The sequence below is a fragment of the Luteibacter sp. genome (assembly GCF_051958795.1).
Classification (GTDB): Bacteria; Pseudomonadota; Gammaproteobacteria; order Xanthomonadales; family Rhodanobacteraceae; genus Luteibacter.
Genome location: NZ_JBQCFT010000255.1, coordinates 21,813 through 30,609, shown reverse-complemented (window position 1 = coordinate 30,609; position 8,797 = coordinate 21,813). Strand labels below are relative to the sequence as shown.

The following is an 8,797-nucleotide window of genomic DNA, read 5'->3' as shown; positions in this document are numbered from 1 at the left end:
GTCACTCGGCAACTGAGGGGCTGATGGAGGTTGTGAATTTTACGCTGCCCGAAAAAGGCTTCTACCGATTCGACGTCGAGGCCCTCGACGACATGCCCATGTTCGACAGCGTCACGTCTCGCCTGACTGTCGAGCGTGAGTACCGACACGGAAAATAAGGATAAGTCATGGATACAAAGCGATACACGTTGACGGTTTATGCCGCCGCTCCTGGAACAACGCTATGCGGATAAAGCTGTCGACCATGGGGGCAATGAGGGCCATTGGCTCCACGGTGAGGCGCTTGGCAGTACAGGTATCCCTAGGGCTGATGCTGTGCTTATGTCTTGTCGGCTGTTCGGATAAGCCGACCATACCATTGGCAACTGTGCCGTTTGACGTCAGCCGTAAGGGGGAGTCGGTGCGTATCCCAATAAGCGTTACGGAAGAGAACGCAGATCTCGAATTCGTCTACATCGTCGGCGTGTTTCTCTGGAATCCGGATAGGGATCCACGCCTCTCCCATCTCAGTTCGTACCCTCCGCAGCAGCGACTCTATTTGCGCGTGCGGGTGTGGCACATCGTTGATGGACACGAGGTGGCGGTGCCCGTGCATGATCTGGACTTCGACTACGACAGCAAGACGCAGAAGTTCATCGCGGTACCTTCGATGAGTGAACGTAAGACCGATGTTGCCTACGTTAAGTCAAGCAACGGCACTGACGTCAAACGGATGGAGTCGGTGCACTTCCGATTTCAGGAGTATGGGCAGTACCGGGTCGATGTCGATACGGTAGCGGATACCCCGATGCTGTATTCGATACCTAGTTGGCTGACAGTGCAACGCGATTTTCCACACGGAAAGTAAAGGATTTGAATGGACAGAAAGCGATACACGGTAACGATCCACGCGGCCGCGCCAGGTACTCCGCTACGGGGCGAGCGTGGCCTCCTTGAGACGGATACATCGACGATGGATCGATCCGCGCCGGGTCATGTTTTCTACACGACATTTGATGGTGTAAGGCGAGAGAGTTTCGGGTTCGCGCCGATCAAGCACGGAGACCTGAATGGACCGGGCACCCGATCTGAGAATGACGAGGATCAGTACGTCGACCCTTTCTACTCGCGGACGATGGAAGTGTCGAAAGAGCAGTTCGATAAGCTGAATGAGTTCGGCGAAAACGCTGGCGCGTACGGCTTTGACATGACGTACAAGGACTTCCGAAACAACTGCGTCGACTACACGTGGGCAGCGTTGAATCACGCGGGGATCCAGCGGACAGATCGGCGGTTCGGTGAGAGCGAGGCCAAGGGAGTTGATGGAAAACTCAACTACCTTCCATCGCATGCTCCCCAAGACATCCGAACGATTCGTGATCCGATACCTGGGAGTGAGCTGAATCGGGAGACGACGCATCCGCTTCCGTCGAAAGCATGGTGGCAGATTCCATTGAGCGAAGCGGAGCGGCAGCCGTCGCTTGACCATGTCGATCCGTTTGATCGACTGGTCGCCGCAGCACAGTCCGGCGACGACAAAGCCTTCGATGACGTCGGAGAAGACTTTCTCCAGTCCTATGAAGGCAAGGACTTCCTCGAAACTGGTCTCGAACATAATCGCCAGCAAGAGCTCGCCGACCAGGCGCTGGCGCAACAGCAAATGCAACAGCAACAACAGCAAGCCCCCGCAATGGCTATGTCGATGTAAGGAGTAACAGGTCCCATGGACGAAGATGATGTGAAATCCCTCACCGTCAAACTCGCGGCGGTGACGGGGCGGATTGAGAAGCGGCTCGATGCGGTGGCGAAGCAGACCATGCAGGCGAGCCAGGCGATGGGGCACCAGGCCCAGCAAGCGCTGTCTGCTTCGGCGCAGGTGTCGGCGGATCTGCGCCAGGCCGCGAGTGAGGCGCTCGATGACGGTACCGCGAACGCCATCCTGCGTTTCGGTGAGGTGATCCGCGCCTCCGAGATTCGCCTCGAAAACGCGGCCTCGCGGCTGGAATCCCGGATGGTGTCGGGCGGCAGGTTGCAGACGGCCTTCGCATGGAAAGCGTTCATCGCCTCCGCGGTGGGCTCGTTCGCCGTGATCGGCACCGCCGGATATGCGATCTGGGAGGCGCAGCATACGTTGCGGGAAACCCGCTGGGTTCGCCAGATCAACGCGGCGCAGGCGGCGGGAAAGCTCGGGCAGTGCCCGGGCGGCGGCGAGCATGTCTGCGCGAAGATCGACAAGCGCTGGGTGCGCCTCGACCCCTGACGCGCGGCAAAAAAAACCCCGGCAGCCAGGGGAGCTGCCGGGGCGGGGTGGGATGACCGGCCCAGGGGAAGACAGGCCATCCACGGAGGTGACCCCAGGGAGGTGGGGCCCACCGATGGGACGCCGTTGCGTGCGTCCGAAGATATAGACGTCTGACAGCGGCAGAAGTTGCAATGAAATACGAAAAAAAGTCAGGCCGCGTTCATGGCCATAGGAATCAATGGCTTGACGCGGCCCGGATGAACGGTTGAACGAAATACTTACGATTTAGACGTCTAAATGCGCTTAGTGGGCTTCATCCCAGTTCGCGCCGACGCCCACGGAGACCTGTAAGGGAACACTCAGCTCCGCTGCGCCGCTCATTTTCGTTTCAATCGCAACTTTTACCGCGTCCACCGCGTCGTCCCGCACCTCGAGGACGAGTTCATCGTGTACCTGCATCAGCAGGCGCACATCGTCGCGGCCTTCGATCCATGCCGCGACGGCGATCATCGCGCGCTTGATGATGTCGGCGGCGGTTCCCTGCATCGGCGCGTTGATCGCGGCGCGCTCAGCACCCGCGCGCAGCGCCTGGTTACGTGACTTCAGGTTTTCCAGGTACAGGCGGCGGCCGAACAGCGTCTCGACATAGCCATTCTGGTGCGCCTGTTCGCGCGTGGCATCCATGAAGGCTCGCACACCGGCGAAACGCGAGAAATAGCGCGCCATGTAATCGGAGGCTTCGCCACGATCGACGCCGAGCTGGCGCGCGAGGCCGAATGCGCTCATGCCGTACATCAGCCCGAAGTTGATCGCCTTGGCGGCGCGGCGCTGGTTGCTCGTGACCTCCTCGGGCGGCACCCCGAACACTTCCGCCGCCGTCGCGCGGTGCACGTCGCCACCTTCGGAGAATGCCCGTACCAGGCCATCATCGCCCGAGAGGTGGGCCATGATGCGCAGCTCGATCTGCGAGTAGTCGGCCGCGACGATGCGCCAGCCCGGCGGCGCCACGAAGGCCTGGCGGATCCGCCGCCCTTCCTCGGTGCGTACCGGGATGTTCTGCAGGTTCGGGTCGGAGGAACTGATGCGACCCGTGGCGACGGCACCCTGGTGGTAGCTGGTGTGCACGCGGCCGGTCCGCGGATTCACGATGCCGGCGAGCTTGTCGGTGTACGTGGAGCGCAGCTTGGCAAGGCCGCGGTAATCGAGGATGAGCCGCGGCAGTTCGTGCGAGTCGGCCAGGGCCTCCAGGGCCTCCTCGTTGGTCGAGGGCTGGCCGGTCGGCGTCTTCACCTTCGCGGGCAGGCCGAGCTCGTCGAACAGCACGGCCTGCAGCTGCTTGGGCGAGTCCATGTTGAACTCGTGGCCTGCGGCCGCGTAAGCCTTCTGCTGCAGTTCGAGCATGCGCTTGCCGAGCTCCTGGCTCTGCAGGCGCAGTTCGTTCGCATCGATCAGCACGCCGGTCTGTTCCATGCGCGCGAGCACCGGCACCACGGGGATCTCGATGTCGGTGTACACCGAGCGCAACGACGGCACGGCTTCGAGCTGCGGCCACAAGGCGTGGTGCAGGCGCAGCGTGATGTCGGCATCCTCGGCGGCGTACTTGCCGGCGGTTTCGATATCCACCTGCGAGAACGAGATCTGCTTCGCGCCCTTGCCGCAGATTTCCTCGTACTTCACCGTGGTGTAGCCAAGGTAGCGCTGGGCCAGCGAATCCATGTCATGGCGGGTCGCGGTCGCGTTGAAGATGTACGACTCGAGCATGGTGTCGTGCGCGAGGCCCTTCACCGCGATGCCATAGTGCGACAGCACGTTGATGTCGTACTTGCCGTGCTGGCCTACCTTGGGGCGCGAAGGATCCTCGAGGATCGGCTTCAGCGCATTGAGCACGTGTTCGCGGCTGAGCTGGGCCGGGGCGCCTGGGTAGTCATGCGCGACGGGGATGTAACAGGCCTTGCCCTGCTCCACGGCCAGCGACACGCCGACGATATCGGCCAGCATCGAGTCGATGCTGGTGGTTTCCGTGTCGAACGCGATGAGCGGCGCGGTTTCGAGTTTCTCGAGCCACGCGGCAAGACGGTCTTCGGTGAGGACGATTTCGTATTCGCCCGGGCCGCTGAACACATCCGCGGCGATGACCGGGGCCAGGGACGGCGCGGCGGCCGGAGCGGGCGAAGCCGAAGGCGCGGCAGTATCGGCGCCGCTGTCGAGCTCCTTCAACGCCGCCTTGAAGTCGTAGCGCGCGTAGAGTTCGCGCAGCGCGTCGACGTCGCGCGGGCGCATGGCGAGGTCGTTCGGATGCTGGTCGAGCGGCACATCGATGCGGATCGTGACCAGTTCACGCGAAAGCGGCAGTCGCGGGATCGCGGCGCGCAGGTTCTCGCCGATCTTGCCGCCGATCTTGTCGGCGCTGGCGATGAGGGCATCGAGGTTGGCATATTCGGCGAGCCACTTGGCGGCCGTCTTGGGGCCGCACTTGTCCACGCCCGGCACGTTATCGATGCTGTCGCCGACCAGGGTGAGGTAATCGACGATCTGCTCGGGCCGCACGCCGAATTTGGCGATGACGCCGTCGGTGTCCATCGTGGTGTTGGTCATGGTGTTGACCAGCAGGATGTCCGGGCCGACGAGCTGTGCGAAATCCTTGTCGCCGGTGGAGATCACCGTGTGGATGCCCGCGGCGCTGGCCTGGCGGGCCAGGGTGCCGATGACGTCGTCGGCCTCCACGCCAGGCACGCAGAGGATGGGAAAGCCCAGGGCGCCGACGATCTTCATCATCGGCTCGACCTGCGCGCGCAGGTCATCCGGCATGGAGGGGCGGTTGGCCTTGTACTCGGGGTAGAGGTCGTCGCGGAAGGTGCGGCCCGGCGCGTCGCACACGAAGGCGACGTAGTCGGAGCCGGCCTTCATGGTGGTCCGCAGCATGTTGACGATGCCGAACAGTGCGCCGGTGGGCTCGCCGTGCGCATTGGTCAGGGGCGGCAGCGCGTGGAACGCGCGATACAGGTACGAGGACCCGTCGATGAGGGTGAGCGTAGGCATCCCGCGATTCTCGCACGGGCCGCCGTGGACCGCCTGTTCACGTGGCGTGTGACTCGCGCCTTGGTATGCTTCCAGCCCCGCACGGAGAACTCCCATGAACCGCATGCACGCCCTCGTCGCCGCGCTGGCGCTCGCCCTGGCCCTGCCGGCCGCGGCGCAGACCGCCCAGGACCCGAAGCTGAAGGTGCTGCCGCCGCCGGGCCTGAACGATCCGGGCGTCAAGGCAGGTGAGCCGGACCGCTCCGGCCAGGCGCCGATCGAGAAGCCGGTGCCGTACGACCAGGCCCCGCCGACGCAGTCCAGCCCCGCGACGTCCGATGCGCAGGGCAGCAAGGTCTCGGCGGCCAACCTGCCGTCCATGCAGGACGATGGCCAGGTGGACGCGAACGGCAACACCGCGCCGCAGGTGACCGTGCACACCGAAGGCACCGATACGGTTGAGGAATACCGTACGGCTGGCCGCCTCACCATGATCCGCGTGACGCCGAAGAACGGCGTGCCGTACACGGTCATGGCGAACAACGAAGGCAAGCTGGTGCGTGATTCCGGTACCCGCAACGTCAGCCCCGTGTATTACAAGGTCTACGAGTGGGGCGCTGCGCCGAAGCCTGCCGGCTCCGACTGATCGTAGGAGCCCACCCTGTGGGCGACGCCGTTCGCGATAAGGCCACAGGACCTGTGACGCCGTGGCGAAAGATGTCGCCCACAGGGTGGGCTCCTACGGCGTAGCGGCGTTCAGCCGTCGAGTTCGGCGTAGTGGCGGAAGATGCCGTCTTCGCTGTGTGGCAGGCGGCGTTCGCTGGCGAGGTAGGCTGCGGTGTTGGGGCGGGCGGCTATCCGCTTTGCCAGGTCGCGTAGCAGCGGCAGCTTCTGCTTCGCCATGCATTTCGGGAACGCGTATTCCAGCCCCGACATCACCTGGAACAGCGACAGGTCGACGTAGCTGAACTCGCGCAGGGCGTACTTGCCGCCGTTGCGCTCCAGCACCTTCTCGAAATAGTGCAGGAACTTGGGGATCCGCGATTCGCGGAATTCATCGGCGCGCCGCTTCGCCTCCGCTTTCTGGTCTTCGTAATAGAGCCCGGCGCCCACGGGGTGGTGGACATCGTGGGCTTCGGCGACGAGGTCGGTAATGGTCAGCTGGAGCTGGTGGGCATAGACCTGCTTCGCCTCGCCCTCGGGGACCAGGCCAAGGCGTGGCCCGAGGTAATGCAGGATGTTGGCGACCTGGGCGATCACCAACCGGCCGGATTTCAGGAACGGCGGCGCGTAGGGCAGGGCGCCGTCGTGCTCGCCGTTGAGCCATGCCGTCATCACGCCGTCGCCCTCGGCACGGGCCACATCGACATAGGGCGCGTTCGCCTCCTCCAGTGCCAGGCGGACGAATTCGCCGCGCCCCTGGATGCCGGTCCAGTAGTAGAGCTGATAAGTCATGCGCCATCTCCTGCCATAAGCGCCCGAGGATCGCGGCAAGGCGTTCAAGCCAGTGTGAGCGCGATGTCGCGGAATGTATCCCAGGCGGTCTGCGCTGGCGGCGACAACGAGCGCGCACGCCGACGCAGCAGGGTGACGTTGCGCTGCTCCTCCGGGCTGAGTGCGAGCGCGACCAGCCCGGGGCGCAGTGCATCGAGCGACATGGCGGGCGTCACGGTGATGCCGAGGCCCGCCTCGACCATGCGGAAGGCCGTGTGCGGGTGGCCCACTTCGAGCGTGATGCGTGCCTCGACACCGTGTCGAACGAGCGCGGCATCGATCACGCGCCGGCTGCCGGAGGCGTGGTCGAGCAGGATGAGCGGCTCGCCCGACAAGGCCGTCCACGGGACCCGCTTGCGGCTGGCAAGCGGGTGTCCCGCAGGGCAGACCAGCCGGAACGGATCGCGCAGGATCGTTTCTGCTTCGAACTCCTCGTGTGTGGCGGGTTCGACGGTGAGGCCGAAGTCCACCTCGCCGCCGCGCACGGCGTCGAGCACCTGGGCCTGGTTCTGGTCGCGCAGGATGATTTCGAGCGAGGGATGCTCCGCTGTGCACCTCGCGATGCCCGCGGGAACCAGGCCGGCCGAGAGCGTGGGCACTGCGGCGATACGCACCCGGCCGCGCAGGGGGTCGGCCTGGGTGCGGGCGTGGCCCAGCACGTTGTCCAGTTCATCGAGTACCCGGCCGAGCGCCTGCTCGAGGTAGCGGCCGGCTTCCGTGGGCACGACCTCGCGGGTGGTTCGGTCGAACAGGCGCACGTCCAGCTCGCCCTCGAGATCGGCGATGAGCCGGCTCACGGCGGGCTGGGTGAGGTGCAGGGCGTCGGCGGCCCGGCGGAAATGCCGGTGGCCCGCGACCGCGAGGAAGGCACGAAGCTGGCGCATCGAGACATTCATGCGCATAGCGTATCACCGGATCAGATAAAACGATTTGCCTTATCAAATGGGCGGCGGTCCAATAGGCGACAACCTTCCGCTCGCCCTGACCGCCATGCGCCGCTTCCTCCCCGATGGTTTCACCCTTTCGCTGATCGCCACGGTCCTGTTGGCGAGCTTCCTGCCGTGCCGCGGTGCTGCCGCCCAGGGCTTCGAGGTGCTGACCGATATCGCGATCGCGCTGCTGTTCTTCCTGCACGGCGCGAAGCTCTCCCGCGAGGCCGTGGTGGCCGGCATGACCCACTGGCGCCTGCACCTGACGGTGCTGGCAAGCACGTTCGCCTTGTTCCCGCTGCTGGGGCTGCTGCTGAAGCCGCTCCTCGCGCCGCTGGTGTCGCCCGATCTCTACCTCGGCGTCCTGTTCCTGTGCACGCTGCCGTCCACGGTCCAGTCGTCGATCGCATTCACCTCGATCGCGCGCGGTAACGTTCCCGCGGCTATTGTTTCGGCGTCGGCCTCCAGCCTGCTCGGCATCTTCATTACCCCGCTGCTGGTGGGCTTGATGATCGCGGGCTCGGGGCAGGGTGCGATGTCGTGGCGCTCGATCAGCGCCATCGTCGTGCAGTTGTTCGTTCCGTTCGTGGCGGGCCAGGTCGCCCAGCGCTGGATCGGCGCGTGGGTGCGCAAGCACGCGAAGATGCTCACGTTCGTCGATCGCGGTTCCATCCTGCTCGTCGTGTACACCGCCTTCAGCGCGGCCGTACTGCAGGGCTTGTGGCACCAGTTGCCGTTGCCGGTGCTCGGCGGGCTCGTGGTTGTGAACGTCGTGCTGCTTGCAGCGGCCCTGCTCACCACGCGCTATGGCGCGCGTGCCCTGGGCTTCGACAAGGAAGACGAGATCACCATCGTGTTCTGCGGCTCGAAGAAGAGCCTGGCCTCGGGCGTGCCGATGGCGAAGGTGTTGTTCGCCGGGCATCCGTTGGGGCTGATCGTGCTGCCGATCATGCTGTTCCACCAGATCCAGCTGATGACCTGCGCGGTGCTGGCGCGGCGTTACGCGGTGCGCCGTGAGGGCGTAGGAGCCCACCCTGTGGGCGACGCCGTTCGCGACAACGCCACAGGGCCTGCGCGTTGAGGTGAAAGATGTCGCCCAGAGGGTGGGCTCCTACGACGATGCGAAACAAAACGG

At 64.5% G+C, this 8,797-nt stretch carries 8 protein-coding genes; 5 read left to right on the top strand and 3 right to left on the bottom strand.

Annotation, left to right across the window (positions count from 1 at the left end; all coding sequences use genetic code 11):
- Window positions 1-223 precede the first annotated feature (223 nt).
- The 3 genes from ACTHLF_RS13280 to ACTHLF_RS13270 all read left to right on the top strand — a co-directional run bounded on the left by ACTHLF_RS13280 (window position 224) and on the right by ACTHLF_RS13270 (window position 2,239).
- The gene (locus ACTHLF_RS13280) at window positions 224-847 is read left to right on the top strand and encodes a hypothetical protein (protein ID WP_440327821.1); all 624 of its coding nucleotides are present in this window, start codon (window positions 224-226) and stop codon (window positions 845-847) included.
- Window positions 848-952: 105 nt separating this feature from the next.
- Entirely contained in the window at window positions 953-1,687 is a 735-nt protein-coding gene (locus ACTHLF_RS13275) for a hypothetical protein (RefSeq protein ID WP_440327820.1), read from the top strand.
- 15 nt (window positions 1,688-1,702) lie between these two features.
- Complete coding sequence (locus ACTHLF_RS13270) at window positions 1,703-2,239, top strand: hypothetical protein (protein WP_440327819.1); 537 nt, start codon at window positions 1,703-1,705, stop codon at window positions 2,237-2,239.
- 285 nt (window positions 2,240-2,524) lie between these two features.
- On the opposite strand, the gene polA is transcribed toward ACTHLF_RS13270, so the two are convergent.
- Window positions 2,525-5,260: a DNA polymerase I gene (polA, locus tag ACTHLF_RS13265; protein ID WP_440327818.1), complete on the bottom strand. Its 2,736-nt coding sequence runs from the start codon at window positions 5,258-5,260 to the stop codon at window positions 2,525-2,527.
- Window positions 5,261-5,354: 94 nt separating this feature from the next.
- Between polA and ACTHLF_RS13260 the strand changes: the two genes are divergently transcribed.
- Complete coding sequence (locus tag ACTHLF_RS13260) at window positions 5,355-5,885, top strand: DUF2782 domain-containing protein (RefSeq protein ID WP_440327817.1); 531 nt, start codon at window positions 5,355-5,357, stop codon at window positions 5,883-5,885.
- Window positions 5,886-5,995: 110 nt separating this feature from the next.
- Here the strand turns inward: ACTHLF_RS13260 and ACTHLF_RS13255 are convergent, their stop codons facing one another.
- Both ACTHLF_RS13255 and ACTHLF_RS13250 read right to left on the bottom strand, forming a co-directional pair.
- Window positions 5,996-6,694 (bottom strand): glutathione S-transferase, encoded by a 699-nt coding sequence (locus ACTHLF_RS13255; protein WP_440327816.1) that lies wholly within the window; start codon window positions 6,692-6,694, stop codon window positions 5,996-5,998.
- 44 nt (window positions 6,695-6,738) lie between these two features.
- Entirely contained in the window at window positions 6,739-7,617 is an 879-nt protein-coding gene (locus tag ACTHLF_RS13250) for a LysR family transcriptional regulator (RefSeq protein WP_440327815.1), read from the bottom strand.
- 58 nt (window positions 7,618-7,675) lie between these two features.
- Between ACTHLF_RS13250 and ACTHLF_RS13245 the strand changes: the two genes are divergently transcribed.
- Complete coding sequence (locus ACTHLF_RS13245; RefSeq protein WP_440327814.1) at window positions 7,676-8,743, top strand: bile acid:sodium symporter family protein; 1,068 nt, start codon at window positions 7,676-7,678, stop codon at window positions 8,741-8,743.
- Window positions 8,744-8,797 lie beyond the last annotated feature (54 nt).

What these genes read in the sequence shown, in the direction of transcription:
- ACTHLF_RS13280 (WP_440327821.1), top strand. Translation starts at nt 224, where the DNA reads ATGCGGATAAAGCTGTCGACCATGGGGGCAATGAGGGCCATTGGCTCC.
- ACTHLF_RS13275 (WP_440327820.1), top strand. Translation starts at nt 953, where the DNA reads ATGGATCGATCCGCGCCGGGTCATGTTTTCTACACGACATTTGATGGT.
- ACTHLF_RS13270 (WP_440327819.1), top strand. Translation starts at nt 1,703, where the DNA reads ATGGACGAAGATGATGTGAAATCCCTCACCGTCAAACTCGCGGCGGTG.
- polA (WP_440327818.1), bottom strand. Translation starts at nt 5,260, where the DNA reads ATGCCTACGCTCACCCTCATCGACGGGTCCTCGTACCTGTATCGCGCG.
- ACTHLF_RS13260 (WP_440327817.1), top strand. Translation starts at nt 5,355, where the DNA reads ATGAACCGCATGCACGCCCTCGTCGCCGCGCTGGCGCTCGCCCTGGCC.
- ACTHLF_RS13255 (WP_440327816.1), bottom strand. Translation starts at nt 6,694, where the DNA reads ATGACTTATCAGCTCTACTACTGGACCGGCATCCAGGGGCGCGGCGAA.
- ACTHLF_RS13250 (WP_440327815.1), bottom strand. Translation starts at nt 7,617, where the DNA reads ATGCGCCAGCTTCGTGCCTTCCTCGCGGTCGCGGGCCACCGGCATTTC.
- ACTHLF_RS13245 (WP_440327814.1), top strand. Translation starts at nt 7,676, where the DNA reads ATGGGCGGCGGTCCAATAGGCGACAACCTTCCGCTCGCCCTGACCGCC.